Origin of the sequence: Rhodococcus sp. 06-156-4, assembly GCF_002259345.1 — a bacterium.
GTDB lineage: Bacteria > Actinomycetota > Actinomycetes > Mycobacteriales > Mycobacteriaceae > Rhodococcoides > Rhodococcoides fascians_E.
In genome coordinates this window covers 308848-335310 of sequence record NZ_NPGB01000025.1, presented here as the reverse complement: position 1 = coordinate 335310, position 26463 = coordinate 308848, and the positions used below count along the sequence as shown (strand labels likewise).

The 26463-nt window shown below is 64.3% G+C and carries 24 protein-coding genes; 17 read left to right on the top strand and 7 right to left on the bottom strand.

From position 1 onward, the window contains the following. Positions 1-7 precede the first annotated feature (7 nt). Entirely contained in the window at positions 8-589 is a 582-nt protein-coding gene (locus CH290_RS17310; protein ID WP_033187973.1) for a MauE/DoxX family redox-associated membrane protein, read from the bottom strand. Between the two features lie 321 nt (positions 590-910). Between CH290_RS17310 and CH290_RS17305 the strand changes: the two genes are divergently transcribed. Both CH290_RS17305 and CH290_RS17300 read left to right on the top strand, forming a co-directional pair. After that, the gene (locus tag CH290_RS17305) at positions 911-2410 is read left to right on the top strand and encodes an APC family permease (protein ID WP_080748579.1); all 1500 of its coding nucleotides are present in this window, start codon (positions 911-913) and stop codon (positions 2408-2410) included. After that, positions 2407-3207: an IclR family transcriptional regulator gene (locus tag CH290_RS17300; protein WP_230620843.1), complete on the top strand. Its 801-nt coding sequence runs from the start codon at positions 2407-2409 to the stop codon at positions 3205-3207. The genes CH290_RS17305 and CH290_RS17300 overlap by 4 nt, the downstream gene beginning before the upstream one ends. Positions 3208-3263: 56 nt before the next feature. On the opposite strand, the gene CH290_RS17295 is transcribed toward CH290_RS17300, so the two are convergent. Together CH290_RS17295 and CH290_RS17290 are read right to left on the bottom strand one after the other, a co-directional pair. Then, complete coding sequence (locus CH290_RS17295; protein WP_020112690.1) at positions 3264-3551, bottom strand: hypothetical protein; 288 nt, start codon at positions 3549-3551, stop codon at positions 3264-3266. A gap of 13 nt (positions 3552-3564) precedes the next feature. Further along, positions 3565-5271: a sodium:solute symporter family protein gene (locus CH290_RS17290; protein ID WP_371828559.1), complete on the bottom strand. Its 1707-nt coding sequence runs from the start codon at positions 5269-5271 to the stop codon at positions 3565-3567. Positions 5272-5457: 186 nt separating this feature from the next. Between CH290_RS17290 and CH290_RS17285 the strand changes: the two genes are divergently transcribed. Genes CH290_RS17285 through CH290_RS17275 form a run of 3 tightly spaced genes read left to right on the top strand, consistent with a single transcriptional unit; the run spans position 5458 to position 8413 of the window. Continuing rightward, positions 5458-6240 (top strand): DeoR/GlpR family DNA-binding transcription regulator, encoded by a 783-nt coding sequence (locus CH290_RS17285; RefSeq protein WP_033187971.1) that lies wholly within the window; start codon positions 5458-5460, stop codon positions 6238-6240. Next, positions 6237-7322: a galactose-1-phosphate uridylyltransferase gene (gene galT, locus CH290_RS17280; RefSeq protein ID WP_033187970.1), complete on the top strand. Its 1086-nt coding sequence runs from the start codon at positions 6237-6239 to the stop codon at positions 7320-7322. The genes CH290_RS17285 and galT overlap by 4 nt, the downstream gene beginning before the upstream one ends. Then, a complete protein-coding gene (locus tag CH290_RS17275) occupies positions 7319-8413 on the top strand; it encodes a galactokinase (protein WP_033187969.1) in 1095 nt (364 codons plus the stop codon). Before galT ends, CH290_RS17275 begins: the two co-directional genes overlap by 4 nt. An 8-nt stretch (positions 8414-8421) precedes the next feature. Here CH290_RS17275 and CH290_RS17270 read toward each other — a convergent pair whose 3' ends face one another. Next, on the bottom strand, positions 8422-9789 hold the full coding sequence (locus CH290_RS17270) for an MmgE/PrpD family protein (RefSeq protein ID WP_052082956.1): 1368 nt from the start codon (positions 9787-9789) through the stop codon (positions 8422-8424). A 146-nt stretch (positions 9790-9935) separates the two neighbouring features. On the opposite strand from CH290_RS17270, the gene CH290_RS17265 reads away from it, so the two are divergent. Both CH290_RS17265 and CH290_RS17260 read left to right on the top strand, forming a co-directional pair. Continuing rightward, the gene (locus tag CH290_RS17265) at positions 9936-10748 is read left to right on the top strand and encodes a cyclase family protein (protein WP_020112694.1); all 813 of its coding nucleotides are present in this window, start codon (positions 9936-9938) and stop codon (positions 10746-10748) included. Beyond that, the gene (locus CH290_RS17260; RefSeq protein ID WP_033187968.1) at positions 10745-12157 is read left to right on the top strand and encodes an MmgE/PrpD family protein; all 1413 of its coding nucleotides are present in this window, start codon (positions 10745-10747) and stop codon (positions 12155-12157) included. Before CH290_RS17265 ends, CH290_RS17260 begins: the two co-directional genes overlap by 4 nt. A 42-nt stretch (positions 12158-12199) precedes the next feature. On the opposite strand, the gene CH290_RS17255 is transcribed toward CH290_RS17260, so the two are convergent. Further along, positions 12200-13039: an HpcH/HpaI aldolase/citrate lyase family protein gene (locus CH290_RS17255; RefSeq protein WP_033187967.1), complete on the bottom strand. Its 840-nt coding sequence runs from the start codon at positions 13037-13039 to the stop codon at positions 12200-12202. Then, positions 13036-13851, bottom strand: coding sequence for an IclR family transcriptional regulator (locus CH290_RS17250; protein ID WP_020112697.1), 816 nt, complete (start codon positions 13849-13851; stop codon positions 13036-13038). Before CH290_RS17250 ends, CH290_RS17255 begins: the two co-directional genes overlap by 4 nt. Before the next feature lie 247 nt (positions 13852-14098). Here CH290_RS17250 and CH290_RS17245 point away from each other — a divergent pair, with 247 nt between their 5' ends. From CH290_RS17245 to CH290_RS17200, 10 genes are read left to right on the top strand one after another with little or no spacing between them, the layout of a single operon-like run. Next, positions 14099-15319, top strand: a complete 1221-nt coding sequence (locus CH290_RS17245) for an ABC transporter substrate-binding protein (protein WP_033188023.1) — start codon at positions 14099-14101, stop codon at positions 15317-15319. After that, positions 15316-16305 (top strand): branched-chain amino acid ABC transporter permease, encoded by a 990-nt coding sequence (locus CH290_RS17240; RefSeq protein ID WP_052082954.1) that lies wholly within the window; start codon positions 15316-15318, stop codon positions 16303-16305. Before CH290_RS17245 ends, CH290_RS17240 begins: the two co-directional genes overlap by 4 nt. Then, positions 16302-17345 (top strand): branched-chain amino acid ABC transporter permease, encoded by a 1044-nt coding sequence (locus tag CH290_RS17235; RefSeq protein ID WP_033187966.1) that lies wholly within the window; start codon positions 16302-16304, stop codon positions 17343-17345. Before CH290_RS17240 ends, CH290_RS17235 begins: the two co-directional genes overlap by 4 nt. Beyond that, positions 17342-18064, top strand: coding sequence for an ABC transporter ATP-binding protein (locus CH290_RS17230; RefSeq protein ID WP_170947613.1), 723 nt, complete (start codon positions 17342-17344; stop codon positions 18062-18064). Before CH290_RS17235 ends, CH290_RS17230 begins: the two co-directional genes overlap by 4 nt. Continuing rightward, positions 18061-18765: an ABC transporter ATP-binding protein gene (locus tag CH290_RS17225; protein WP_020112702.1), complete on the top strand. Its 705-nt coding sequence runs from the start codon at positions 18061-18063 to the stop codon at positions 18763-18765. The genes CH290_RS17230 and CH290_RS17225 overlap by 4 nt, the downstream gene beginning before the upstream one ends. Before the next feature lie 13 nt (positions 18766-18778). Next, positions 18779-19411, top strand: coding sequence for a hypothetical protein (locus CH290_RS17220; protein ID WP_033187964.1), 633 nt, complete (start codon positions 18779-18781; stop codon positions 19409-19411). After that, complete coding sequence (locus tag CH290_RS17215; RefSeq protein WP_033187963.1) at positions 19408-20751, top strand: FAD-dependent oxidoreductase; 1344 nt, start codon at positions 19408-19410, stop codon at positions 20749-20751. The genes CH290_RS17220 and CH290_RS17215 overlap by 4 nt, the downstream gene beginning before the upstream one ends. Positions 20752-20775: 24 nt before the next feature. Continuing rightward, positions 20776-22239, top strand: a complete 1464-nt coding sequence (locus CH290_RS17210; RefSeq protein ID WP_033187962.1) for a dihydroorotase — start codon at positions 20776-20778, stop codon at positions 22237-22239. Continuing rightward, on the top strand, positions 22236-23426 hold the full coding sequence (locus CH290_RS17205; RefSeq protein ID WP_033187961.1) for a CaiB/BaiF CoA transferase family protein: 1191 nt from the start codon (positions 22236-22238) through the stop codon (positions 23424-23426). Before CH290_RS17210 ends, CH290_RS17205 begins: the two co-directional genes overlap by 4 nt. A 46-nt stretch (positions 23427-23472) precedes the next feature. Beyond that, positions 23473-25536, top strand: coding sequence for a helicase-associated domain-containing protein (locus CH290_RS17200; protein ID WP_033187960.1), 2064 nt, complete (start codon positions 23473-23475; stop codon positions 25534-25536). Here CH290_RS17200 and CH290_RS17195 read toward each other — a convergent pair. After that, complete coding sequence (locus CH290_RS17195; protein WP_019667685.1) at positions 25533-26459, bottom strand: ABC transporter substrate-binding protein; 927 nt, start codon at positions 26457-26459, stop codon at positions 25533-25535. The genes CH290_RS17200 and CH290_RS17195 overlap by 4 nt on opposite strands. Positions 26460-26463 lie beyond the last annotated feature (4 nt).

The window sequence follows — 26463 nt, the reverse complement described above, 5'->3', positions numbered from 1 at the left end:
GTGGTGGTCAGTAACGGCTGATGGTCGAGACGGCGCGCATCTCGATGGCGGCGTTGGTCAGGTAGTCGTCGATGGGGCGGCGACCGAACGACATGAACGAGCGGACGTACAGACCGACACACACGACGGTCACGGCGAACACGCCGACCCCTGCACCGGTGATGCGTTCCACGACGGTGATGGAGGGAGCGAGCGCAACAGCCGAACCGGCAATCGCGAGCGTTGCTGCGCGCGTCGAATGCCACCACCCGATGTGTTCGATCTCGTCGGTACCGCCTCCGAACGCGAAGCACCCGCAATCGAGTTCTCGACGTCCGCGGATCAGGTTGATGGTCAGGCCGACGAAGAAGGCCGCGAACAACAGTGCCGACAGCGACCCGGTCAGGGCCGGAACGATACCGAGGATCAGCGCGATCCCGAGAAGGATCTCGACGTACGGCAGGGCGCTTCCGACCACCGCGGCCATGCCGTCGGGCAGGACCTTGTATCCGCGGACGACACGGATCATCCGCGTGCGGTCACGTACCTTCGGAAGCCCGGCCACCAACAGAACCGCACCGATCACGCTGGAAAGAGCTGCCCAGACCATCGTGCGCCCTCACTTTCTCCTTGCACCGACCCGAGTTGTTCGAGTGGTCGGTTCACAGCATGGGAGTGCGATGCGACGCGGTTGCTTCTGCTGCGTTACGTGCTCGTCTGCCCCGTGTGAAACAAGAAACCTCGGGATGCCCCTGGTAGACGAAGCGCCGGCGGTGGGGAAGTGGCGCAGGACACATAACGAGTTCGCCCGGCGCAGATTCTTCGGTGAGATTCTCACTTGAACGTTGCACAACCGTCATCGACGAAACACGGGTGCAACCGGGTGGTCGTACATTTCTCCGGACAGGTCCACCTCTCCACCAGGATGCACATGAACACAAGCGCACTGAGCGCAGCTCTACGGGAGGCCGCGCTCACCGAGCGGCCGACCGATGTCGTTCGGTCACCTCTGAGCGCACTAGGTCGGAGGCAGCTGACGCCGTTCGACCTGGTCGGGCAATCCATGTCGACGATGGCGCCCGCGACGTGCATGGTCTTCATCGCGTTGTGGATGTCGTCGGCTCACAACGGGGTCGGCGGGATGGCCGCGATCGTCGGCGCGACCCTCGTGATGGCTCTGGTGTCGCTGTGCATCCGTCAGTTCACCTGCAGGCTCGCAGCGTCGGGTTCGTTGTACAGCTTCGTGGCGCACGGACTGGGCAAGCGTGCGACTCTGACAGCGGGAGCCGCGTTGCTCGTGGGATACGTCGGAGTGTCCATCTCGGTGTTGTCCAACGCGGGTGCCAACCTGGTCAAGCTGGGCGACGAAGTGGGGCTCTCGTTGCCGTCATGGTCGTCGACGGGCGCCTGTGTGGTCGTGGCGGCGGCCGTCGGACTCGTTGCGATCCGGGGTGTTCGCTTCGCGGCGCGAACGATTCTCGTCATCGAGGTGTGCACGTTGGTGCTCATATCCGTCCTCATGCTGCAGGCACCTGTCGAAACAGCGGTGGGCACCTCGTCCTCGTCCGCGCCGATCGGGTTCGTGCTGTTTCTGGCAATGCAGACGATTCTGAGCCTGGCTGGGTTCGAGAGCGCCGCGTTTTTCGGTCCGGAAGCACGAAAACCGTTGCGGACGGTGACATCCACTGTTCTGGTGACGCCGATGCTCGTCGGGGCACTCTACGTTTTCGCGGGATGGGCAGGAATGACCGGACACGCGGGAGTGCTGCTCGGCGCGTACTTCGGCGGCACCGAGTCCGGCGCGAGCGCAGCTCTGGTGTTGGCGGTGAACGTCGGAGTGTGTTCGTCGTGGATCGCGTCGACTCTCGGTTTCGCGCAGGCAGGTTCACGTCTGCTGTTCTCGATGAGCCTCGAACGAGTCATCCCCGGAATGTTCGAGCGTGTGCACGCGAGATTCCGTACGCCCTACGCCGCCGTCGCCCTCTTCGTCGTGGCGTCGTTGATCGGTTCTGTGTGGCACGACCCGGATCACGCCCCGGACAACTACGACGTGGTGGTCGAGATCGCGCTCATCCTCGGCTACACGATGCTGGCCGTAGCGGCTCTGCGTTTCCTCGAACGCATCGACGAACACACCGCCTTCACCAGATCGTGCGGGGTACTCGCCGCCGCGGCCGGTGCGGGTCTGCTGGTGGTCACCGTCATCGACACCGGTCGGCTGGGCGCCTGGCTGTACATCCTCTGGTGCGTCGGTCTGGCGGCGTCGGGATCGGTGTGGTTCGCGATCCTCCGTCGTTTCCGTCCCGGAAGTATCGATGCCATCGGCGTTTTCGACAGCGTGCAGACCGAGGATCTTTTGCCGGGATCGGCATCACTCGAAATCGACGACACCGGTCGGCCCGTCCTCACGTCGAGTCCTCGCGGGCGGTGACCGTGGCGACCGAACGACGTGAGGCGTTGGGTGCATCGGGCCGGGCCGAGAGACAACGAGGTTCGGGGACGGGCTTCGGAGGACAGCAGCCGAAGGCTGTTCAGAAAGCGCTCGCGATGCTCGAGGCGGTGGCATATCTCGGAGCGGGCGTGACCGCCAAACAGATCGCTGCACACACGGATGTGCCTCCGGCCACGGCGTATCGAATGCTCAATTACCTCGTCGCCGACGGCTTCCTGGCGCGAACCCCGGACCTGTCGGGTTTCGCATTGGGTCGCCGGACGTCCGAACTCGCATACGCGGCGACCGGCACCGAGCCGGTTCGTTCCGTCGCCCAGGTGGTCGACGCCATGCGCGGCGAGACACGGCACGGCTTGTACGTCACATCGTTTCGGGGTGGAACATTGCGGACCGTCGACACCGATCCGGATCACGAGGTGGTCTCCGCAGCGACGATTTCCCGAAACCTGCACGCACACGCTGCGGGCAAGCTGATGTTGGCTTACCGGCCTCGGTGCCTGGACGGCCTCGAACTGAGACCCGTCACCGCTCGTACCGTCGTGGATGGGTTGTCGTTGCACGCCGATATTGCGCAAATCCTTGCGGCCGAATTGTCGTTCGAGAACGAGGAATCGCGCATCGGCCGAGCGGCCCTCGCGGTTCCGGTCCGTGATGCGGGGTCCGAGGTCGTCGGCGGTCTGTGTTTGCAAGGAATTGCGGGCCGAGTATCGCCGGACAACGACGCGCTCGTGCGTTTTCTCAGAGCAGGCGCGGCCGAGTTGAGGGGCCTGTTGTGACCCTGCGGGTGAGTGGGGACGTGTCCGTCGAGACGCGTCCCCACTCACCCGGGGCGCTATTCGCCCGGTGCGTCGCCCACGACTGCGGGACGGGCGATTGCCCAGCCGCCGAAGATCAGTGCGATTGCGAGCATCACCAGTCCGACCCACAGGTTGGCGCTGGTACCGACGCTCATGTCGACGACGTTGTTCGACGGCGACGAGTGGGTCTTGTTACCGAAGACAGATGGAAACAGGCCGGCGAGGGTCAGCAGGATCCCGTAGATGCCGAGCAATGCGCCGATGACGGAGCGGATGTCGAACAACCGCGCCACCAGGCCGGGATTCTTGTCGGGTGTAGTCATTTCCGGTTCTCCTCTAGTGGAAGACGATGTTGAGGACGACGACGAGGCCGAACGCGAAGCCTGCCAGGGGAACCGGTCGCTTGTACCAGGGGTTCGTGGCGTCTTCGGGATCGGTGAACATGTCCCGCGGAGTTTCCGAGTAGACGAATCCGACCAGTTCCTTCACCGGTTTCGGCTGTGTCACCATGCTGACGCCGATGCTGACCACGATGTCGACGACGAATGCAGCCGACGCCGCGACGAACGGCATGCCCTGTCCTGGAAGGTTGATCACGCCGACTTCGGACAGAATGAAGACGAGGACCGCTGCCGACGTGCCCGAGACAAGTCCGATCCATCCGGCTGCGGGCGTCATCTTCTTCCAGAACATACCGAGGATGAAGGTGGCGAACAGGGGAGCGTTGAAGAACCCGAACAGCGTCTGCAGGTAGTCCATCAAGTTGGAGTAGCCCGACGCGATGAGCGCGGTGAAGATCGCGAGAATCGTTGCGGCGACAGTCGCGACGCGACCGACGGTGATGTAGTAACCGTCCTCGCGGTTCTTGACGATGTATTGCTGCCACAGGTCGTAACTGAAGACGGTGTTGAAGGCGGAGATGTTAGCCGCCATACCCGCCATGAAGGCAGCCATCAAGCCGGCGACGGCCACGCCCAGTAGGCCGTTGGGGAGGATGTCCCGCATCATCAGCAGCATCGCGTCGTTGTACGTGATGTCGCCGGTTCCGTTCTCCTTCAGGTTGATCATGTCCCCGATCGCGGCGGCAGCGATCATGCCGGGGACCACGACGACGAAGGGCACCAGCATCTTCGGGATCGCACCGATGATCGGTGCGCGCCGCGCTGCGGACATCGAGCTCGACGCCATCGCGCGCTGTACCTCGACGAAGTTGGTCGTCCAGTATCCGAAGGACAGGACGAATCCGAGACCGAACACGATGCCGATCACGGACAGGATCGGTGAGTCGAACCCGCTCAGCGCTTGCCCCGGCCAGGACGAGAGTTGTTCTCCCGCCGACGCAGTGACGGTGCCGTCGGTGACCGTCGGTACGACTTTGTCCTTGAGGCCGGACCACCCGCCGATCTTGATCAAACCGATCACCGTGAGCGGAACCAGGGCGGCAAGGATGACGAAGAACTGCAGCACCTCGTTGTAGATCGCTGCGGAGAGGCCACCGAGGACGGTGTAGGTGAGCACGATGGCTGCGGCCACGATGAGCGAGACCCACAGTGACCATCCGAGAAGGACTTTCACGACGGTGGCCAGCAGGAACAGGTTGACGCCCGCGATGAGAATCTGTGCGACGGCGAAACTGATGGCGTTGACGAGGTGGGCTTTGGTGTCGAATCGTTTGCGCATGAACTCGGGGACGCTGCGCACCTTGGAGCCGTAGTAGAACGGCATCATCACGATGCCGAGGAACAGCATCGCGGGGATCGCACCGATCCAGTAGTAATGCATGGTGGCGAGGCCCAGCTGGGCGCCGTTTGCGGACATGCCCATGATCTCGACGGCGCCGAGGTTCGCGGACACGAAGGCGATGCCGGTGACCCACGCGGGGAGTCTGCGTCCCGAAAGAAAGAAGTCCAAGCTGGTGGAGAGCTGTCGGCGGGCGACGTAGCCGATCCCGAGAACGAACACGAAGTACACGGCGATGAGCACGTAGTCCAGCGCGTTCGTGTTGAACGAAAGCACGCCTTCTGCCGCAAGAGTCGACGTCACGCGTCAACCTCCCTGGTTGAGTGAGCTGGCTCACTGGTGTGAGCGATGTGAACACAAAGTAACAGGTTCAAACAATTACGTACATCCGTTCCCGCTTTTGTGTCCGGTTCTGTTTGGTAATGTTCGTTTCGTCAAGGTCGCTGGTGCACCGACTCAGTCGTGCCCCGAAATCAGAGGTAGGTGCCGATGCTGGCTGCGGAACGGCACTCTGCGATCCTGGCGGCGCTGCATACCGACGGCGCAGTCAAGGTGGTCGAACTGGCCGATCTCCTGGGCGTCTCGGAGATGACGATCCGGCGTGATCTGGACGTTCTGGACGAGCGTCAAGTGCTGCGCAAGGTCCACGGCGGTGCGATCGTGCGAGGGAACCGAGGTATCGAGCCACCGTCGACGGCGAAGGCAGCTCGGCAGCACGGCGAGAAGGTCGCTATCGGCCGTGCCGCCCTCGGAGCAGTCGAGGATGGAATGACCATTGCTGTCAGTGCCGGCACGACGACGCTGGAACTGGCAAGACTGCTGAGGGGCCGCGACGCCATCACTGTTGTCACCAATTCGATTTCGATCTTTCAGGAGCTGACCGGGCACCCCGACGAGCCCAATCCTGTCGTCTACCTCACCGGCGGCTCACGCACCCCGTCGGACGCGCTCGTCGGGCCGATCGCCAACGCAGCTCTCGACGTGTTCCGTGTGGACGCAGTGTTCCTCGGTGTGCACGGGTTCGACATCGAATCCGGCTTGACCACACCGAACATCGCCGAGGCCGAGACCAATCGTCGGCTCATCGCAACCAGCCGACGATTGTTCGTGTTGGCGGACAACACCAAGTATCGAGAAGTGGGCACCAACGTGTTCGGGCGAATGTCGGACATCGACACACTCGTCGTCGACGACGGTCTCGACGTGGCCGACAGGGCCGCGCTGGCGCCGCACGTGGAGAACATCCTGGTAGCCGAGACGGAGAAATCATGACCACGCAGCACCCCGTTCGAGCCGATCTCGCCGACGGCCGGGAGATCCTCTTCTTCTCGTTGCCCGGCCACGTCGCTCACCCGGTTCCGGACGTTCGGCCTCTGGCCGCGCGACCGAACGGGGCGCAGTCGGAGGTACGGCGTGACCGTCAGACCGGTGATTGGGTTGCGATCGCGGCGTTGCGGCAGGACCGTACGTACAAGCCGCCCGCGGATCAGTGCCCTCTGTGTCCGTCGCCGGGCGGAGACCGAAGTGAAGTTCCCGCAGCGGATTACGACGTGGTCGTGTTCGAGAATCGCTTTCCGAGCCTGTCGCACGCAGGCCCCGATGCACCGATTCTGCACGACGGTGATCTGCAGGCTCCCGGAATCGGGCGCTGCGAGGTCATCTGCTTCTCCAGTGATCACACCGCGTCCTTCGCTGATCTGTCTCACGACCATGCACGTCTTGTCGTCGACGTGTGGGGCGAGCGAACCGCAGATCTGTTGGGACGCGACGGTATCGAACAGGTCTTCTGTTTCGAGAACCGAGGGGAGGACATCGGCGTCACGTTGTCTCATCCGCACGGGCAGATCTACGGGTACCCGTACCTGACGCCGCGGACGACGTCGATGCTGCGTCAGGCTCGCGAGTTCGCCGCGGTCCACGGACGCAACTTGTTCGCCGACATTCTCGGGCAGGAGATCGCCGACGGTCGTAGGGTGCTGGTGTCCGGCGAGCACTTCACGGCATTCGTTCCGTTCGCGGCTCGCTGGCCCGTCGAGGTGCACATCTACCCGAATCGACACGTCCACAGTCTGTTGGATCTGACCGAGGACGAACTCGACTCGCTGACCGATGTCTACCTCGACGTTCTGGGCCGTTTCGACAGGATGTATCCGGCACCGCTGCCGTACATCTCGGCCCTGCACCAGTATCGGTCCGACGGAATCCAGGCGGACGGGTACTTTCACATCGAGCTGATGTCGGTGCGACGGTCGGAGACCAAACTCAAGTACCTGGCCGGATCCGAATCGGCCATGGACGCGTTCATCACCGACGTCACCCCCGAGCAGATGGCCGACAGATTGAAGGCATTGTGACCACGTACACGGCGTACGCGCCCGGGCGGATCAACCTGATCGGCGAGCACACCGATTACAACCTCGGTTTCGCGATGCCCATCGCGCTCGAAGAACGCACCACGGTGACGTTCGAGCCGGACGGGTCGGACCGAATCACGCTGGCCAGCGACGAAGAGGGCGTCGGTTCCGCGTTCGACGTGACCGCGCAGCCCGGCGACGTCGACGGCTGGGCGTCCTACGCGGCCGGTGTGGTCTGGGCTCTCGCGCAGGCGGGACACCCCGTCGTCGGAGGCGCGATGAGCGTTCACAGCGACGTGCCCATCGGAGCGGGCCTGTCATCCTCGGCGGCCCTCGAGTGCGCCGTGCTCCTGAGTATGAACGCGGCCACCGGAACCGAACTCGACCGTCTGGACGTCGCACGGCTCGCGCAGCGCGGTGAGAACGATTTCGTCGGTGCGCCGACGGGCCTGATGGATCAGTTGGCGTCTCTGGGCGGCGAGGTCGACCGGGCGCTGCTCATCGACTTCGAGACCTCGTCCGTCGAACCGGTTGCGTTCGAGCTCGACGCGCACGATCTGGTACTGCTGGTTGTCAATTCCAATGCAGCGCATCAGCACTCGACCGGGGAGTACCGGGCACGTCGCGAGTCGTGTACCCGCGCGGCGCGGGAGCTGGGCGTCGACTCGCTGCGAGAGGTGCAGGGCGAGGACGTTCTGGAGCGGATCGGGGATTCGGTCGACCGGGCGAGAGTTCGTCACGTCCTCAGCGAGAATCAACGCGTACTCGAGTGCGCGAAAGCCATGGCGAGCGGTGACTTTCGTCGAGTCGGAACTCTGATGGACCAGTCCCACGCCTCGATGCGCGACGACTTCGAGATCACCACACCCCACATCGATCTCATCGCCGAATCACTCGGTGTACACGGAGCTCTCGGCGCACGCATGACCGGGGGCGGCTTCGGAGGATGCGTGATCGCACTCGTTCCGGCACCCGACGTCGACCGCATCACCACAGCGGTGACGTCCGACATCGCCGAGCGGGGTTTCCCGGACCCGACGATCTTCACCGCCCGGGCCGGAGCGGGCGCGTCGGTGTGTGCAGAAATGTAGGCGGTAGCCTACATTTTCGCGCGCAGAGGGATGGTGGACAGCAGCGCGGCGATATCGTCGGTGGCTGGTAGGCGGTCGACGAGAGCGGCGAGTCGGTCGGCATCGGTCGAGCCGATGAGCCGTGCGATCTTGCCGTGGACGGCGTCGTAGTCCATCGGGAAATGGTCGACGTCGCCGACGGGATTGGGTGTGGAGGCGCTGACGACGTCGCCGCTGCGCAGCACCACCGTCACCTCGGCGGCCCGTCGCCGGGGGAGCAGGACGTCCAATTCGTCGGCCGAGTTCACGCTGACGCGGGCGCTGAATCGCTCGGCCTCGCGGAACGTTCGCCCGTCGGGATCGAGGGCCCCGCTGTCGATCGCGTCGCTGACGAACGCCGCAGCAACGACGAAGGGCAACGAGAACATGGCACCGAGGCGCGTGTTCGGGTGTCGCTTAAACAACGGCTCGGCGAGTGAATGAGTGCGCACCCGGACCGATTCGACGTCGTCGGCTGTCCAGGATGCGGTCGACCGCAGACTTTGTACGGCGTCGACGGCCGCGTGCGTGTAGGAGCAGCTTGCATGCTGTTTCGCATATCCCTCGAGCGTGAGCCACCGATCGCCGAGCCCCTCCGTGAGACGATCCAGATCGAGCGTGCCCACGATGTCACCGAGTGTGTGCGCCACGGCACCGGAGTTGTGCACGAGGCCGGCGGACGCCAGTCGCGATGCGTCGAGCCCAGCTCGTACGGCCCCGGCCATCCACAAGTTTCGCGCGAAGTTCCCGTCGAGCACGACGGCCCACGGGGCAACGTGCACGAGGGCCGACGACGCATCGATCGCTGCGGCAACGCGGTTCGTGTCGGCTCCGCGGATCGAAGCGGCGGCGGCGGCGGCTCCCGTCGCGCCCCAGTGGCCGTGCGTATGCCAGCGAGGGTCGCGGGTGAGTGCGTAACCGAAGCGGGCAGCCACCTCGTATCCCGCCAGGACTGCGGCCAGGAACGCCTGACCGTCGACCGCAGCAGGGGAGAGGCGCGCCGCCGCGATGGCGGCCGGAACGACGTGGGCAGCAGGATGCCCCGCCGCATACTTGTTCCCCTCGTCGAGTTCGAGACAGCACGACGCGATGGCGTCGAGTTCTGCGGCCGACTCGACGGTGGTGGCGTTCGTGCTCCCCAGCGGGATCGTTCTGCCGGCGTCCGTGTGCCAGGCCGACGTCAGTGCCTTCATCTCGCTCGTGCGTGCACCAGCGACGGTGACACCGAGGAGGTCCAGGAGGATTGTCCGGCCTCGGTCGGCAAGTGCAGGCGGAAGCCCGCCATCGCGTAGATGGCACACCATGATCGCCAGTTGCTCGTTGCGTTCCGCTGAAAGAAACGTAGTCTCATCGGTCATCTTCGAACCGTACGAAGTCGATTACGGTCTGTCCAGGGACGATCGGCGGTGCTAGCCTGAGTTTTACCGCAACCCTCTACGCAAATGTGTTTCGTTGAGCGGAACGGTCATCGAAGACGTAGAGCTCGATCGAAGGAGACAAGGCGATGCCCGATCAACTCCTCCAGGCCGTTCAGGCCGGGGTGCAGATCGTCGACCTGGGAAGGCAACTGCGGGTAGGAATGCCGCAATCTCCCAACCATCCGCAGTTCTGGCACACGTTGCCCAGGCGGCACGGTGACATGACGCGGTCCGACGGTGGCAGTGCCGCCAACGACATGATCACGACGGGTACGCACGTCGGAACACATATCGACGCACTCGCGCACGTGTCGCACGACGGGAAGTTGCACGGGGGTGCCGATGCCGGCCAGTCGTGCCTCGGCGGGAAGTATGTCGAGCACGGTGTCCATACGATCGCTCCGATGATGCGGCGCGGCGTTCTGTTGGACATCCCCGCGGTGCTCGGGGTCGGCCGATGCGACGGCGGCTACGAGATCACGGTCGCAGACCTGGACGCAGCATGTGACGCCGAGGGAATCGAGGTCACCGAAGGTGACGTCGTCCTGATCCGGAGCGGCTGGGGACAGCTCTTCGACGAGGGGCAGGCCTACGTCGGCGGACCGTCCGGCGTGCCGGGAGTCGGTGAAGCCGGCGCGCAGTGGCTCGCTGCCAGAAAGATTCACGCTGCCGGAGCAGACACGATTGCGTTCGAGCGACTCGCGCCGGGTGGCGGCCACGCCCTGTTGCCTGCGCACCGAGTGCTGCTCGTCGAGAGCGGCATCTACATCGTCGAGGCACTCGATCTCGAAGAGCTGTCGGCGAAGAAGACGTTCGAGTTCACGTTCGTTCTCGTGCCATTGAACATCTTCGGCGCAACCGGATCTCCGGTCCGTCCGCTGGCGGTGAGCAACGCATGACCGATTCAACCTTGGCGCAGCAGATCGCGCGGTTCGCGGCGAACACCGATGTCGACGACCTGCCCGACGATGTGGTCAGCAGTGTCGGCATGCGCGTTCTGGACACGTTGGGCATCGCGATTGCCGCGACGGACCTCGACACGTCTCGGGCGGCCATCGCCTGGGCAACCGAGCAGGGCGGTGCGGCAGCCGCTTCCGCAATCGGGGTCGAGAGCGCACTGCCAGGACCGATGGCGGCGTTCGTCAACGGGGTCCTCGCCCACTCGCTCGACTTCGACGACACCCATCTGCCGTCGATCCTGCACCCCAGTGCCAGCGTCGTCCCCGCAGCTCTGGCCGCCGCTCAGCAGCACGGCGCCGACGGAAGAACCCTGGTTCGCGGCATCGCCATCGGGCTGGAAGTCTGTGTTCGACTCGGTATGGCGGGATTCGATCCCGAAACGAAGAACTCGGTGTTCTTCGAACACGGCCAACATGCGACGTCGATCTGCGGCGCGATGGGCGGCGCCGTCGCGGCGGCGGTCATAGGCGGGGCATCGGAGGACACGATCGTCGACACTCTCGGAATCGCCGCGTCGATGGCGTCGGGAATCATCGAGGCGAACCGCACCGGTGGAACCGTCAAGCGCATGCATTGCGGGTGGGCGGCGCATTCCGCACTTGCCGCGGCAGGTCTCGCGCGACACGGGATCACGGGCCCTCCGACCGTGTTGGAAGGTCGATTCGGGTTCTACGAAGCGTGGCTGCACCAGCCTGCCAGGGCCTCCGAGATCGTCGACGGTCTCGGCGAGGAGTGGGCGGTTCCGGCCATCTTCTTCAAGCCGTACCCGGCGAACCACTTCACGCACGCCGCTGTCGACGCAGGTGCCGCGCTTCGCCGACGCGGGATCACGCCGTCGGATGTCACGAAGTTGGTTCTCGGTGTGCCCGCGGCGAATCTGCGGACCATCGGTGAACCCATCGACGTCAAGCGCGCGCCCACAACGGGGTACATGGCGCAGTTCAGCGGACCGTATGCAGTGGCCGTCGGTATGTTCGGCGGCGGCGGTCTCGGCGCCGCGCTCGAGGACTACTCGGACGCCCACGCCAACGCGGCGGATCGTCGCGACTTGATGGCCAAGGTCGACGTCGTGCCGGATCCGCAGTGCGACGCCATCTTTCCGCATCAGTTCCCGGCGGTGCTGACGGCGACGCTGACGGATGGATCGACCGTGGTGGAGGAGGTCCTCACTACCCGCGGTGGTCCGCAGCGGCCGTTGTCCTTCGACGAGGTGTCGGCGAAGTTCCGCGCGAACGCCGGGCCGTACTTGTCGGAATCGGAGCTGACGGAACTCGCCACTCGGTGTCAGGCTTTGTCCGAGCTCACCGATGTCGGAACGCTGCTCGAGCCGTTGACTCGGGTGGTCTGATCTCCGGTGGCACGGTCTGCCCGTCGACCGTGCCACCGGGCTTCACGCGCGGTCCAGGATCTCGCGAGCTCCGCGCACGACTGCCTCGTCCACGAATCGGCCCTGGTCGTCCACCGTCGGACCGCCCTGGGCCAGATCGAACAGCTCGATCAGGCGGTGCGCCCGGGCGACGTCGTCCCCGGACGGAGTCAGCGCTGCGTTGATGATCGGAACCTGCTTGGGATGCAGCGCAGTTCGTGCGCGAAAACCCATGTTCACGAAGTGCGCTGTAGTTTCGACGAAGCCGTCGAGGTCACGGAAGTCCGTCGACGTCGGGGCAACCGGTGCTGCGAGAGCTGCAGCGGCGCATCCCACGACGACTTCCGACCGCAAGCCGTCGATCACACCTGCAGTCTCGGGCGTTCGGGCGATCCTCAGGTCGGCGAGCAGGTCCACCTCGCCGATACCGAAGGTCCGCACCCTGCCGCGCTCGGCCATCCGGGGGAGCGACCGCAGTGCACCCGCAGTTTCGATCAGCCCGATGACTCCGAGGTGATCGAGACCCCGCTTCTCTTCGAGTTCGGTGAGCATCGAATCCGCCTGCGCCACTGCGTCGACCGAACACTTGGCGATCATGATCCCGTCGACGCCGGTCCTGGCCGCGGCATCGAGATCGGCGGCCAGAAACTCAGGCGTGACGCGTACCCACACCTGCGTGCCCGTGAATCGTCGAGACTCCAGCCACTTCGCGACGTCGCGTCGTGCACTGTCTTTGCGATCGAGGGGAACCGCATCCTCCAGATCGAGAATGATCGCGTCGGATTCGCCGTCGATCCCCTTGTCGAAGAGTGACGGCTTGACCGCGGGAACGTAGAGGAACGACCGTGGAACAGTGAGAGTCATCGAGCGGCTCGAGCTTCCAGTAGGTGAGTGATAGACCGCGCGGCATTGACAACCTGGCGGGCATGGGCGAAGTGCTCGTCGTCGGCGGTGGACGAGTATCGGAAGGCGGGTCCGGAGGAGCTCACCGACCCGAGAACGTGTGCAGCGCCGTCGAAGAACGGCGCTGCGATGGATGCAGCCCCGGTCTTGCGTTCGTTGATCGACGTCGCATACCCGAGGTCGCGGATCTCGGCGAGCCGGGAGAAGAATGCATCCGCGTCGGTATCGGGGTTGCTGCTCGAGAGTTCACCCAGTGCCTCGACGGCGAAGTGTTCAGGAAGAAAAGCGAGGATCGCGCGGCTGGAGGCGCCCGAGTGCAGCGGGTACTGAGGCCCGATCTCGACGACCATCTTGACTTCCTGCGGGCTCTCGTATTGGTCGAGGTAAACCCGTCGGTGACCGACGAGCGCGGACAACGTCGCCGTTTCGCGGGTTTCCGCGCGGAGTGCTCGCAGCACCGGTGCCGCGATCGTTCGGACGTCGAGCTGACTCCATGCCTTCGTACCCAAACCGATTGCCGCGGGTCCCAGTGAATACGTCGACTCGCCTGCCATGGGCTGAACGATCGATCGCGAAGCGAGGGACTGCAAGATGCGGTGTACGACGGCCTTGCTCAGGTGCAGGCGTCGAGCAATCTCGGATACGCCCAGCGCGCGATCGGACTGGGCGAAGGCCAGCAACACGTCGGCAACACGATCTGCCGACTCTGTGCCGGTTGATGTTTCGGCAAGGTGTCGTGCACTCGGTCTGTTGTGGCTCGGCGGCATGACCATGCGGGCCATCCTTCCCGATCGGAGGGGAACGTGCGGCGATACGGAACGAGGCGACCTGTCCGTTCCGCTGAGCGAACCATACGCTTTACAAGAAAGTCACGGTAGACCCTGTTGTAAGGCCGTGACGCGTGCCATACTCGGACGCAGGGAATTTGATCACCGTTGGTCCGGTGCGCTGAGCGGAACGTTCTGAGCGACGGACAGCGGTTCGACTCGGTGCCTAGTGGGCGCGAAAGGCAGAATCGCAATGAAGAAGCTCGTAGGCGTGTTGACAGCCGTCGCGGTAGTGGGAGCAGCAGCGTGCGGATCGTCGTCGGGGTCCGACGACTCCGGCGCCATCAAGATCGGGTCCGTTCATCCCACGACCGGCGCTCTTGCAGGTGTCGGCGGGTTGATGAACGACGGTGCGGCACTGGCAGTGGCGGACATCAACGCGGCCGGCGGCATCGCCTCGCTCGACGGACGCCAGTTGGAGCTCGTTTCCGGTGACAGTCAGGGCAAGGCAGAGGTCGGGCAGAGCGAGGCTCAGCGCCTCATCGACGACGGGGCCGTTGCACTGATCGGTACGTACCAGAGCGACGTGACTCAGAACGTCGCATCCGTCGCCGAGCGATCTCGCGTGCCGCTCGTCATCGACGTCGCAGTCGACGACAAGATTCTCGATCAGGGGTATCAGTATTCGTTCCGTATGCAGCCCAACGCTTCCAGCATGGGTACCGATGGGGCGAAGGCACTGGCCGCAATCGAAGAGCAGACCGGTCAGACCATCGACAAGGTGTCCTACTTGCACATCGAGGGATCGTTCGGAGACAGCGTCTTCGATGCTTTCGAAGCAGAAGCTGCCAACCAGGGCATCTCCTCGGTGCAGGAAATCACCTATCCCGCAACCAACTTCTCCGACGCAACCACTCAGGTTCGCGAAGCCGCGGTGAGCAATCCCGACGTCATCGTGGCAACCGGCTACTATCCGGACGGACTCCTCATCGCCAGAGCGGTCGAGCAGCTCGGCTTGAACGTCAAGGGCGTGTACGGAATCGCCAACGGCGCGTTCGACGACAGCTCGTTCCCTGCCGACGCGGCAACGGCGGGTGACGGTGTGCTGAGTGCCAACTATCACTACGACGCAACGAGCGAGCGCACCAACGAGATTCGAGCTCGATTCGAGGAACAATTCGGTCGCCCGATGGAGACCGCCTCGATGTTGTCCTATCAGGCTGTCGAGGTCATTGCGGCTGGACTCGAAGGCGGCGCAGACGCCGATCCCGAAGCACTGCGCGAGGCCATCGCGGGCATCTCCATCGACGATCCGCTGCTCGCATTCGACGGACCGATCGAGTTCGACGAGACCGGTCAGAACAAGAACGCGACCGTCATCGTGATGCAGGTTCGAGACGGTGCCATCGCGCAGGTCTTCCCGGAGGAATTCGCGACGGACGCAATCCAGTTCCCGGTAGGAGCCGGACAGTGACTGCGGCACCCACGACCAGCGCCGCCACGAAGCGCAGCGGCCTCGTCGGTTCCAACCCTGCGGTCACCGTGGGTGGCGCCATCGTCGTGATCATGGCCGTCATCTATCTGGTGGGTGGAAAGGACCAGGGACTCGTCACACAGTCCGTCGTTTCGGGCCTCCTTCTCGGCGGCGTGTACGCATTGATCTCGGTCGGTCTGACCCTGATCTTCGGTGTTCTCGGCATCGTCAACTTCGCTCAGGGTGCAATGCTGACGATGGCGATGTACATCGTCTATGCACTGTCGACGGCGGGTATGCCTGTCTATCTGGCCACCGTTCTCGCAGTGCCGGTGATGTTCGTCTTCGGCATGATCGTGCAGGCGACGCTGCTGACCAAGCTCACGATCAGCGGTAGCCACGACGGACCGCTCCTCGTGACTCTGGGCCTCTCGCTCCTCATCATCAACGTGTTGCTCATGGTCTTCGGCGGTCGGCCACAGTCCGTGCAGGCGCCGATCGACGGCTCGTTGTCGATTCTCGGCGCCGTGGCATCGTGGCCGCGGGTGCTCGCCTTCATCGGGGCCGCCATGGTCGCGGTAGCGCTGACCGCCGTGCTCAAACGCACTCCTCTCGGATTGTCGATCCGGGCCGTGGCGTCGAACTCCGAGGGTGCCAAACTTGTCGGCGTCGACATCGGCCGTGTCTACGCGCTGACCTTCGGTATCGGTGCCGCCTGCGTTGCCGTTGCCGGGGGATTGATGACTCCGTTCACCAGTCTCACGCCGTCCGTGGGTGAGCAGTTCACCATCCTGGCGTTCGTCATCGTCGTGCTCGGCGGGCTCGGAAGCGTCGTCGGTGCGGTTGTCGGAGGACTGGTCATCGGATTGGTACAGACGGTCGGCGCGCTCTATCTCCCTGGAACCGGTTCGCTCATCCTGGTGTTCGCGGTCTTCATCCTCGTCCTGTTTCTCAAGCCCGAAGGATTGTACGGAGCCCGCCGATGACAGCCACTGTGTCAGCACCCATGAATGCACCCGACGACGTCCGGCTGAAGGACACCTGGCTGCGACGCCAAGTGATCACTCTCGCCGTCGGATTCGTCGTCGTCGCCGCACTTCCGCTCGTCCTCGGCGAGCAAGCGCAGACCGTTGCCGTGCGCACGCTCATCTTCGGCATCATGGCCGTCGCATGGAACATCATGAGCGGCTTCGGTGGCATGTTCAGCTTCGGTCACGCAGCATTCTTCGGCATCGGCGCATACACCGGCGCCTACCTGCTGGTCGATCACGGCGTTTCACCATGGATCTCGATGGTTGTCGCTGCTGTGCTCTCGGCATCCGTCGGCACTCTGCTTGCCTATTTGTGCCTGCGGTACCGACTTGCCGGGTCCTACTTCGCATTGGCCACGTTCGCCTTTGCACAGATGTTCTTGCTGCTCGTGCAGAACCTCGACGTCTTCAACAAGACCGAGGGCTTCAATGTACCTATTCTGCCTCGTGATTCGTGGTGGATGTTGCAGTTCGAAAAGGGCAGCGCCAACTACATCTGGATCCCGTTGGTCATCCTCGCGCTCGCCGTGCTCGGCACGATCTTCTACGTGCGTTCGCGTGCCGGGCAGTTCGTGCAGGCCGTCCGTGACGACGCCACTGCCGCTGCGTCGTTGGGCATCGACACCATGAAGTACCGACTGATCGCCGTCGCAGCCAGTTGCGCACTCACCGCCGTAGCCGGTGTCTATTACGTGCAGTACTACTTCTTCGTCGGGCCGGAGCAGGCGTTCGGCTCTGCGGTCTCGGTCGAGGCCATCGTCCCGGCCGTCATCGGCGGAATCGGCACCATCTGGGGGCCGGTCATCGGCGCGGCCGTGATCGGTCCACTGTCCGAGGTCATCAACGAGCTCCTGCGCAACCCACCGGAGTTCCTCGGATTCCTCGACGGTGCCATAGGTCTGGACGTGGCCGTCTACTCGGTGATCCTGATTCTGATCGTCATCTTCCTGCCCAAGGGCATCTTCGGCACTGTCCGAGAGAGGTGGTTTCGATGAGCCTGCTGTCCATCGAGGGCTTGAGTAAGTCGTTCTCGGGAATCCATGCCGTCCGCGACGTCACTCTCGATGTCCCGGAGCACGAGTTCTTGGGCATCATCGGACCGAACGGAGCCGGAAAGACCACCCTGTTCTCGCTGCTCTCCGGCGAGCAGCCGCCCACCGAAGGTCGCGTGATCTTCGACGGTACCGACATCACGGGGTGGCCCGCCAACAAGATCGCGCGCAGCGGACTCGTACGCACGTTCCAGTTGATGCGACCGTTCGAGTCCATGTCGGTGCTGGAAAACGTCACTGTCGCAGCATTGTCCAAGCGTCGCTCACGCAAGGATGCCCGCAAGCACGCTCTCGAGGTACTCGATCGAGTGCAGCTCTCGGACCACGTCGGTGGCAAGGTGTCGGCGATGTCGACGGCCGGCCTCAAGCGCCTCGAACTGGCCCGGGCGCTGGCGATGGAACCCCGCGTAGTGCTGCTCGACGAGGTTCTCGCCGGGCTGGTGCCGGCGGAGCGGGCGCCGATGATCGAGCTGCTTCGAACCCTGCACAGCGAGGGGCAGACCGTCCTCTTCGTGGAGCACATCATGGCCGCCGTCATGGCCCTGTCGGAGCGGCTCGTGGTGATGCACGAGGGAGCAGTGCTGACGTCAGGAGATCCACGGACCGTCGTCGAAGACAGTCGCGTCGTCGAGGCATATCTCGGTGAGGAGAAAACCGCATGATGCTCGAGATCGACAACCTGCACGCCGGCTACCGACGACTGGAGATCCTGCACGGACTCGACCTGTCCATCGAGCAGAACGAGATAGTGTCGCTCATCGGGGCGAACGGTGCGGGAAAGACGACGACGCTGCGCGCACTGTCGGGACTGGTCGCGCCGACTGCGGGTCGAATCATGCTCGACAGCACACCCATTCATGGAATGCGCGCCGATCGTATCGTGCAGGCGGGCCTGGTCCACGTCGCACAGGACCGCGCGCTGTTCGGGAGCCTGCCGGTCGTGGAGAACCTCGAGATGGGTGCTTACACGCAGAAACGCGCATCGGTGAAAGCGTCGATGGACCAGGTGTTCGACCTGTTTCCCATCCTCGCCGAGCGTCGCGGCCAACGTGCCGACACCATGTCCGGCGGTCAGCAACAGATGTTGGCGATCGGCCGGGCGCTGATGGCGAAACCGCGAGTGCTCACGCTCGACGAACCGTCGGTCGGTCTCGCCCCCAAACTGGCAGCACAAGTTCTCGAGGCGATCGTACGGATCCGAGACACCGGAGTGACCGTGCTGATCGTCGAGCAGAATGCGGCCCAGGCTCTGGACATCTCGGATCGCGCGTACGTGATCGAGAGCGGCTCGATCGTGCTGACCGGTACGGGTTCCGAGCTCGCACACGACGATCGCGTCAAGGCTGCCTACCTCGGTATTTAGGAGTTCTACCTCTATGCGCCTCTTGGCTTTCACACCCATCGACGTCGGCGACGCCGAACTGCGTCGCAGGCAGGAACGCTACAACGAACTGGTGCCGTCGACCGTCACCGTCGAACTACGGAACATCGGTTCGACTGCGCCGAGTGCGCTCGACACCGAGGCCGAGATCAGGTCATCGGAAGCAGTTCTGGCCGATGCTTTCCGAGCTGTCGACCCGGACGGCTACGACGGCTTCCTGCCCGATTGCGTGTTGGATCCGTGTGCGGACGAAGCAGACACCTTCTCGCTGCCGCTGTACGGTCTGTCCCGATTGACGGCCTCGTTCTTCTCGTCGCAGGGGCTCCACCTCGGCGCGCTGGCACGCAACGACGCCATCGCTGCAGAACTGGATCGCCGACTGGCGTCGTACGACATCCTGGCCGATTCCACGAAGGTTCTCGGACTCGATGTTCACGACATCGCCGACGCCGAGGCGTGGGGCCGGGCTGTGACCGACCAGGCTGCCTCGATGACGTGCGATGTGGCGATCAACGCCTGCTCGGCGGTCAAGCTCGTCGATCCACCCCGTAGGCCGCGGGTCGTCGACCCGACGGCAACCGCGCTCGCACTGTTGGGGTTACAGGCCACGATGGAGGCTTCCAGATGAGCGAGGACGGTCCCGACCTCGTCGTGGCAGGCGCAGGCGGTGGCCTCGTTGCGGCCCTTCGTGCGGCCGAGCGAGGCCTCGATGTGCTCGTGGTCGAGGCGAGCGAACACTTCAGACGCGGAAACAACACCGCGATGTCGACGGCCATGATTCCCGGCGCGGGTTCGCGTTGGCAGCGGGAGTCGGGGATAGCCGACTCGCCGCAGCAGTTCGTCGACGACGTGATGCGTAAGACCGGGGGCAGTGCGGATGAACGGCTCGCTCGCGCGTTGGCGAACGTCAGTGCCCCGTTGGTGGAATGGATGGCCGATCATCTGCGGATGCCGCTCGATCTGGTCACCGACTTCGCTTATCCCGGTCATTCGCAACTGCGTTGTCATACGGTCGACGGCAGGCACGGTAGTGCTCTGCTCGATCACTTGGTGCGCGCCGTCGGCGACGAGCCTCGTATCGACCTGATGATGCCTGCCCGGCTCACCGATGTCACCGTAGACGAGAACGGCGTGGTTGACGGTGTCGTCGTGACGTTGCCCGACGGGGCTACCGAGTCGATACCGACAAGGGCAGTCTTGCTGGCTACCAACGGATACGGCGCCAACACGAAGCTGGTCTCGGATCACGTGCCGGAGATCGCATCAGCGCGGTATCACGGCAGCGAGCATTCGATGGGCGATGCACTGACGATCGGTGCACGTCTGGGCGCTGACTCGAAGTATCTCGATTCCTACCAGGGGCATGCGGCGCTGTCGAAGAAGGCGACCACGCTGGTCGGGTGGGCAACGGTGATGCACGGTGGCGTCGTGCTGAACCTCGACGGCAGGCGTTTCGGTGACGAGACCACCGGCTACTCCGAATACGCGGCAGCGCTTGCTGCGCAGCCGAACTCGGAAGGATGGATCGTCATCGACCGTGACATCCACGAGAAGTGCATGGCTTTCACCGATTTTCGTCAGACGGTCGACTCCGGTGCTGCGGTGTGGGCGGACAGCATCACCGAACTCGCGGAGGCGACGGGTTTGCCTGCGGACGCGGTCGAGGAAGAGCTTGCCGCCTTGCGTGGCGCGGCCGAGGATCGCTTCGGCCGAACGTCGTTCGAGCACGAGTTGACTGCCCCGTACGCCGCGATCAAGATTGTTCCCGCGCTGTTTCACACCCAGGGCGGGCTCGTCGTCGACGGTGATGCCCGCGTCCTGAGGCCCTCCGGCAAGCCGATCGAGGGTCTGTTCGCCTCCGGCGGTGCTGCCATCGGTATTTCAGGGCACGGCGCCGCTGGATATCTTGCGGGTAATGGCTTGTTGCCCGCTCTCGGACTCGCCTACCTTGCTGCCGATTACATCTGATTTTCCGTTTCGAAAGGATCCATCATGTCCACGTTGATCACCAATGCATGCGTCGTTCGTCCAGGCTCGGATGCACCCGAGGACGGAGAGTTCGTCGACCTTCTGATCGAAGACGGTAAGTTCACCCGCATCGAGGCCGGTATTCCCGCCGACGTTGCCGACTCCGTGATCGATGCGGCGGGAAAGGTGGCGTTCCCCGGAGTGGTGGACGCGCACCAGCACTGGGGCATCTACAACCCGCTCGGTGACGACGCCGAGACCGAGTCACGGGCCTGTGTGCAGGGCGGCGTCACGACGTCACTGTCGTACATGCGCACCGGCCAGTACTACATGAACACGGGCGGTTCCTATGCCGACGTGTTCCCGAAGGTGCTCGACGCGACCGAAGGACGCCCGTACGTCGATTACGCGTACCACCTCGCGCCGATGTCGAAGGAGCACATCCAGGAGATCCCGTCGCTCATCGCCGATCACGGTGTGACGTCCTTCAAGATCTTCATGTTCTACGGCAGTCACGGACTGCACGGCCGTTCCACGGACCAGAGCGAATTTCTGATGACGCCCGAGGGTGAGCGCTACGACCTGGCGCACTTCGAGTTCGTCATGCGCGGCATTCAAGCTGCTCGGGAACAGTTGGGCGACAAAGCCGATCACATCTCGCTGTCCCTGCACTGTGAGACCGCCGAGATCATGAGCGCCTACACCAAGATCGTCGAAGAAGAAGGCACGCTGCAGGGGCTCGCCGCGTACAGCGCGTCGCGCCCGCCGCATTCGGAGGGACTCGCCGTCACGATCGCGTCGTTCCTCGCGGACGAAACGCAGCTACCGAACATCAACCTGCTGCACCTGTCCTCGCGCAAGGCCCTGACGGCTGCGATGCGGATGGCCAAGGCGTTCCCGCACGTGAACTTCCGTCGGGAGGTCACCATCGGGCACCTGCTGGCCGACATCGACACCGCGTACGGACTCGGGGGCAAGGTCAACCCGCCGCTGCGGCCGCGTGACGACGTCGAGGCACTGTGGGAGCACCTGCTCGCCGGTGACATCGACTGGGTCGTCAGCGATCACGCGTGCTGCAAGGACGAGAAGAAATTCGCGGAGGATCGTGGCGACATCTTTGCCGCCAAGTCCGGATTCGGTGGCGCGGAGTACCTGTTGCCGGGCTTGGTCAGCGAGGGCCGTAAGCGTGGGTTGAGCTGGCGTAGGATCGCCCAGCTGACCTCGCTCAATCCCGCCTCGCGGTACGGGCTGCCGGGTAAGGGCGACATCGCCGTCGGTATGGACGCCGACCTTGCACTGGTCGATCCCGACCACACGTGGACGGTGCAGCCGGAGGATTCCGAATCGGCGCAGGAGTACACGCCGTTCCAGGGCTTCGAGTTGGGTGCGAAGGTGACCGATACGTTCGTGCGCGGTCAGCGCGTACTGTCCGACGGCACGGTGTCGGGTGCGCCGGCCGGTCGCTACCTGCACCGCCCGTACCAGTGACCGGCCCACTCGAGGGCATCAAGGTCCTCGATATCTCGACGATCCTTGCCGGTCCGCTCGTCGCGCAGATTCTGGGAGATTTCGGTGCCGAAGTCATCAAGATCGAGCACCCGGCCAAGCCCGACGGTATGCGCGGGCACGGGTTGGACAAGGACGGCCACCCGCTGTGGTGGACGATGGTCAGTCGCAACAAGCGGACGATGACGCTGAATCTCGGCAACGAGAAGGGCGCGGATCTTTTCCGAAAGCTCGCCGCGGAGGCCGACGTCGTGGTCGAGAATTTTCGTCCGGGCACCCTCGAGCGGTGGGGGCTCGGGTACGACGTTCTGTCCGAAGACAACCCGGGTCTGATTCTCCTGCGCGTGACGGGTTTCGGTCAGACCGGGCCGTATGCAACACGACCGGCGTTCGGCACGTTGGTGGAGTCGATGAGTGGGTTCGCGCACCTGACCGGTGCGGCCGACGGCCCGCCGACGTTGCCTGCCTTCGGCTTGGCCGATTCGCTCGCGGGAATTGCCGGATCCTCGGCGGTGTCGATGGCTCTGCTGCACCGAACGAACAACGGCGGCAAGGGGCAGGTCATCGACCTGGACCTGCTGAGCCCGATCATGGCCGCCGTCGGTCCAGGCATCATCTACGCAGATCAGCTGGGCATCGACCAGGAACGCACCGGGAATCGGTCGAGCAACAATGCACCCCGGAACCTGTACAAGACATCGGACGGGCACTGGCTGGCGATCTCCACGAGTGCGAACTCCATTGCCGAACGCGTCCTGACACTGGTCGGGCACCCCGAGGTCATCGACGAGCCGTGGTTCGCCACAGGCCGACAACGTGCCGCGCACGCCGACCTGCTCGACGGTTACGTCGGTGGATGGATCGGGGAACGTACTCGCGAGGACGTCGTTGCAGAGTTCGAAAAGGCCGGTGCCGCAGTGGCTCCTGTCTACAAGCCGAGCGAACTGCTCGACGATCCACAGGTACTGGCCATCGACATGGTGACGACCGTGGAGGACGACGACCTCGGCCCCGTACGGATGCAGAACGTCATGTGGCGGATGGGGGACAGTCCCGGCAGTATTCGGCACACCGGCCGGGCCCATGGTGCGGATACCGACAGCGTGCTCGAAGAGTTGGGCTGTTCGGCGGCGAACATCGCAGAGCTACGGACTGCAGGAGTCGTGTAGACCCGGCGCCTACAGGTCACTCCGCAGGAGAACTAGGGTTGCGGTCATGCTTACCGCTGTCGAGGAGTCCGTTCGCGAGCGAATTGCGGCTTTGGACGTGGATGAGCTGGCGTTGCTACTGCGGCGCCGTCATGTGGCGCGGACCGATGCTCCCGAGGATCTCGACGAGCTGGCACGTCATCTGGTCGGGGGCGATTCGTTCGCAGATATCTACCTGACGCTGCCGCGGCCGGCGGTGGAGGTGCTGTCCGCGGTTGCGTTGTGCAAGCAGTTGCGGATGCCGGCGACGGTCGATGCCGTCCGTCGGTTGCTGGGAGATCCGGAGTCGGGCTTCGAGGCTGTAGTGGAGGATCTGTCCGAACTGCAGATCGCGTGGGTGTCGGATGGGGTGCTGACAGCGGTACATCCTCTCCCGGTGTACGCGGTTCGGAGTTACGGCACCGATGTTCGCCGGTCCTTCGATGCGGCTGCGCTTCCGGTGCTGCGTTCGGTCTCGACGAAGCTGGGTCTCCGCGGAGACGGGGCCCGGCCCGAGGTGGTGGAACAGCTCGTGTCGTTGTTCGACGACCCCGATGCACTGCGGAGTGTGGTGGAGTCTGCGCCGGATGCCGAGAAAGAGTTTCTGTACGACGCTGCCCGCCGAGACTCGATCCTCTACGCGGATCCGGTGTATCTGACGGCCGCGCGTCCCGGTGCATGGGCAGTGCAGCGGGGATTGGCATGGCAGGTCGCGAACGGGCCGGTGTCGATGCCGGTGCAGCTGACCCGGGCGCTTCTCGGTGCCGATTTCGTTCTACCATTCAGCCCGACTCCGCCCGAGGTCGACTCCGAACCGGTCGACGCAGGGCACGTGGAGGCGGAAGCGTCGGCGCGCGTTCTTCGCATGGTGGAGCTCGTGACCGGGGCGATCGAATCTGCATCGACCACGCCGATCCAGCTGCTCAAATCCAATGCCGTCGGTGTGCGCACGGTGCGTGCGATGGCCAAGGATCTACACGGCGAGGTCGACGCCGTCCAGATGGCTCTGGAACTCGCGTTGGGCGACCGTCTGCTCGACTTCGAAGCTCTGCCGGCGCCGAAGGGCCGAAGGCACGCTCCGGCCTCGCATGTTCTGGTCGCGACGGACCGATCGGTCCAGTGGTTGGCAAGTGATCCGGGTACCCAGGCTGCATCATTGCTCCAGACATGGTGGAACGCCGACGCCGTGTATCTCGCGGAGTACGAAGGCGTTGCCGACGAATCGCGCGAGATCCCGCCGAGATTGTTGCGCCGCGCGGTCGTGTCGGCACACGAGCTCGTTCAGGCGGGACACGCCTTTGCCGACGACGGGGCAGTGGTGACGATGCTCGGGTGGACGTTCCCGTGCTTTCCCGTCGAGGAGGGCCTGGACATACTGCAGATGACGCAGCGTGAGGCGGAACTCGTCGGCGCCCGGGCGCTGGGCGCCGGCACCGAACTGGGTCGAGCTTTGTTGTCCGAGAACGTATTCGACGCAGTGGAGCGGGCCGTGTCCACAGCGCACATGCGCGCGACCGTCGGCGCGGATCTGACGGCAGTGGTGTTCGGGCCACCCGGAACCACGCTGGCCCACTTCTTCGACAGTGTCGCGGTACGCGAGGCGACCGGGGCCGCGACGACGTGGCGGTTCGATCAGGCCAGTGTCCGTGAGGCTTTCGACGACGGCCTCTCCGTCACCGAGGTGCTCGAGGGTCTCGACAGGTTCTCGACCGGCGGCATCCCGCAGGCGTTGACCTATCTGGTGAACGATGTAGCCCGCACGCACGGCAGCATCGGTGCCTACACGCTTGCCTGTGCAGTGGTGGCGCCCGACGAAGCGTTGATCTCGGAGATCACGGCGAACAGACGGTTGTCGAAGCTCGGTCCGGTTGTTCTCGCGCCCACAGTTGTCGGGTTCACCGCGCCGATCGAGGCGTCGCTGGAGGCGCTTCGATCAGCGGGGTATGCGCCTGTGCATCGTGATTCGGACGGCCGGGTGATCATCGGGCGCACGCAGGTGGCACCGAACGCAGAGCCGGCGCCGTCCTACGCTCTCGGTACGGCACCGTCGTACGACGAACTGGCCGAGGCGCTCGCGTCGGCCGGTGACTAGCTGCTGAGCGCAGTGGCGACGGCTTCGACCTGATCCGCGACGCGCGGACCCCACCGGCTCGACAGATCCTCGTCCATCGTGATGATCGCACCGTCACGTACCGCGGTGGTCGACGCCCAACCCGGCCGAGCTGCAACGGTTTCCGCCGTCACCCCGCAACACTGCGAGTCGGCCAGGAAGACGATGTCGGGGTCGGCCGCGACAACACCTTCGTCGGACATCTGCGGATAATCGGTGCCGGCACCGTCGGCGATACTGGTCAAGCCGAACAGGCCGTAGATTCGGCCGATGAAGCTCTCGCTCGTCACGGTGTAGAGCATCGAATCGAGTTCGTGGAAGTAGGTCGCGTTCGACTGGGGAACGCTCGCCACCGCGGCATCGATGCGTGTGCGCATGTCCGCGACCACTGCGTCACCTTCGGTGTCGTGACCGGTGGCGTCGGCGATGGTCTCGATCTGGGCGTAGGTGTCGTCGATGCTCGTCGCGGCGGGAAGGAGCAGTACCGGTACATCGGCTGCGTCCAGACCGGCGACGAGGCCGTCGATGTCGTCGGAGGCAACCACCAGATCCGGGTCGTAGCCGATGATCGCCTCCAAGCTCGGTGTGTACGCGGACAGCTCGGTTCTGGGTGCGTCGGTCGGGAAGTCGGACTGACTGTCCACCGCGACCACCTGCTCGCCTGCACCGACGGCGAACAACGTCTCCGTCGCCGTCGGGCTCAGTGAGACGATGGACGTCGGCCTCGACTCGATCACGACGTCGGACGCAACGGTCCTGGGAAACGTCCCGTCACCGGCGGCCTTATCCGCGGGTTGTTCGTCGGTCGTATCGCTCCCACACCCCGAGACAGTCAAGGCAACGGTCGCCGCCATCACGGCCAGAACTGTCGGTATGCGCACCGGTCGATGTGTCATGTTCCCCATTCCT

Excerpts from the sequence above, each read along its gene's own strand:
- CH290_RS17310 (WP_033187973.1), bottom strand. The coding sequence starts at position 589 with ATGGTCTGGGCAGCTCTTTCCAGCGTGATCGGTGCGGTTCTGTTGGTG.
- CH290_RS17305 (WP_080748579.1), top strand. The coding sequence starts at position 911 with ATGAACACAAGCGCACTGAGCGCAGCTCTACGGGAGGCCGCGCTCACC.
- CH290_RS17295 (WP_020112690.1), bottom strand. The coding sequence starts at position 3,551 with ATGACTACACCCGACAAGAATCCCGGCCTGGTGGCGCGGTTGTTCGAC.
- CH290_RS17285 (WP_033187971.1), top strand. The coding sequence starts at position 5,458 with ATGCTGGCTGCGGAACGGCACTCTGCGATCCTGGCGGCGCTGCATACC.
- galT (WP_033187970.1), top strand. The coding sequence starts at position 6,237 with ATGACCACGCAGCACCCCGTTCGAGCCGATCTCGCCGACGGCCGGGAG.
- CH290_RS17270 (WP_052082956.1), bottom strand. The coding sequence starts at position 9,789 with ATGACCGATGAGACTACGTTTCTTTCAGCGGAACGCAACGAGCAACTG.
- CH290_RS17265 (WP_020112694.1), top strand. The coding sequence starts at position 9,936 with ATGCCCGATCAACTCCTCCAGGCCGTTCAGGCCGGGGTGCAGATCGTC.
- CH290_RS17260 (WP_033187968.1), top strand. The coding sequence starts at position 10,745 with ATGACCGATTCAACCTTGGCGCAGCAGATCGCGCGGTTCGCGGCGAAC.
- CH290_RS17255 (WP_033187967.1), bottom strand. The coding sequence starts at position 13,039 with ATGACTCTCACTGTTCCACGGTCGTTCCTCTACGTTCCCGCGGTCAAG.
- CH290_RS17250 (WP_020112697.1), bottom strand. The coding sequence starts at position 13,851 with ATGGTCATGCCGCCGAGCCACAACAGACCGAGTGCACGACACCTTGCC.
- CH290_RS17245 (WP_033188023.1), top strand. The coding sequence starts at position 14,099 with ATGAAGAAGCTCGTAGGCGTGTTGACAGCCGTCGCGGTAGTGGGAGCA.
- CH290_RS17235 (WP_033187966.1), top strand. The coding sequence starts at position 16,302 with ATGACAGCCACTGTGTCAGCACCCATGAATGCACCCGACGACGTCCGG.
- CH290_RS17230 (WP_170947613.1), top strand. The coding sequence starts at position 17,342 with ATGAGCCTGCTGTCCATCGAGGGCTTGAGTAAGTCGTTCTCGGGAATC.
- CH290_RS17225 (WP_020112702.1), top strand. The coding sequence starts at position 18,061 with ATGATGCTCGAGATCGACAACCTGCACGCCGGCTACCGACGACTGGAG.
- CH290_RS17220 (WP_033187964.1), top strand. The coding sequence starts at position 18,779 with ATGCGCCTCTTGGCTTTCACACCCATCGACGTCGGCGACGCCGAACTG.
- CH290_RS17215 (WP_033187963.1), top strand. The coding sequence starts at position 19,408 with ATGAGCGAGGACGGTCCCGACCTCGTCGTGGCAGGCGCAGGCGGTGGC.
- CH290_RS17210 (WP_033187962.1), top strand. The coding sequence starts at position 20,776 with ATGTCCACGTTGATCACCAATGCATGCGTCGTTCGTCCAGGCTCGGAT.
- CH290_RS17200 (WP_033187960.1), top strand. The coding sequence starts at position 23,473 with ATGCTTACCGCTGTCGAGGAGTCCGTTCGCGAGCGAATTGCGGCTTTG.
- CH290_RS17195 (WP_019667685.1), bottom strand. The coding sequence starts at position 26,459 with ATGGGGAACATGACACATCGACCGGTGCGCATACCGACAGTTCTGGCC.